Origin of the sequence: Scytonema sp. PCC 10023, assembly GCF_963920835.1 — a bacterium.
In the GTDB taxonomy this organism is placed as follows: domain Bacteria; phylum Cyanobacteriota; class Cyanobacteriia; order Cyanobacteriales; family Nostocaceae; genus Kalymmatonema.
In genome coordinates this window covers 1-1,161 of record NZ_CAWUDP010000315.1, presented here as the reverse complement: position 1 = coordinate 1,161, position 1,161 = coordinate 1, and the positions used below count along the sequence as shown (strand labels likewise).

The 1,161-nt window shown below is 51.1% G+C and carries 1 protein-coding gene; it reads left to right on the top strand.

Going from position 1 to position 1,161, the window contains the following annotated elements:
* Positions 1 to 1,161, top strand: a 1,161-nt coding sequence (locus ACM0OZ_RS48945; RefSeq protein WP_414590177.1) for a condensation domain-containing protein, incomplete at both ends; no start/stop codon positions are given.

The following is a 1,161-nucleotide window of genomic DNA, read 5'->3' as shown; positions in this document are numbered from 1 at the left end:
CCCAACAACGGTTATGGTTTCTTGACCAGTTGGAACCGGGCAGTCCGTTTTACAATATTCCCGTCGCCATCCACCTCAAAGGTTGGTTGAACGTGCCAGCATTGGAGCTGAGCCTCAACGAGATTGTACAACGCCACGAAGCGTTGAGAACCACTTTTGCCACCGTGGCAGGAGAACCAGTCCAGGTCATTGCTCCACAGCAGCAACTAGAACTGCGAATGGTGGATCTTAGCGGCCTGAGTGCGCCACAGCGAGAGATGGAAGTTCAGTCTCTGAGCGCACGAGAGGCCCAACAGCCCTTCGACTTAGCCCAAGGACCACTGCTGCGAGTCACTCTGCTAGAACTGGGCACGGCAGAGTATGTGATGCTCTTGACAATGCACCACATTATTTCTGACGGTTGGTCGATGGGAATACTGGTTCGGGAGATAGCAACATTGTACACAGCCTTCTGTGAAGGCAAGCCCTCGCTACTACCCGAGTTACCTATTCAGTATGCAGATTTTGCTACCTGGCAACGACAGTGGCTGCAAGGAGAGGTTCTGGAGAATCAGTTTGCTTATTGGCAGCAACAATTGGGTGGCGATTTTCCCGTCCTACAGTTGCCTACCGACAGACCGCGCCCCGCCGTCCAAACCTTTCGCGGTGCCAGCCAATTTTTAGAGTTACCGAAAAACTTGACGGAGGCACTCAAGGCGCTGAGCCGACGCGAGGGGGTAACTCTGTTTATCACGCTACTATCAGCGTTTAAAGTATTACTTTACCGCTACACAGGGCAGGACGATATTGTTGTAGGCACTGACATCGCCAACCGCAACAGGAGTGAAATTGAGCCTTTGATTGGTTTCTTTGTTAACCAACTCGTGTTACGCACTAACATTTCTGGCGAGCCCAGTTTTGCGGAGCTATGCAATCGAGTTCGAGAGACAGCTTTAAGTGCCTATGCTCATCAAGACCTGCCGTTTGAAAAACTAGTCCAAGTTGTGCATCCTGAGCGAGACCCAAGTCGCTCACCAATTTTTCAGACGAAGTTTGTTCTCCAGAATGCGCCGATGGAGACATTAGAATTGCCCGGTTTGACCCTCACTCCTGTGGAGATGGCGAGTGTCACGGCGAAGTTTGATTTGACTGTGTCAATGCAAGAGACACAACAAGGTCTCA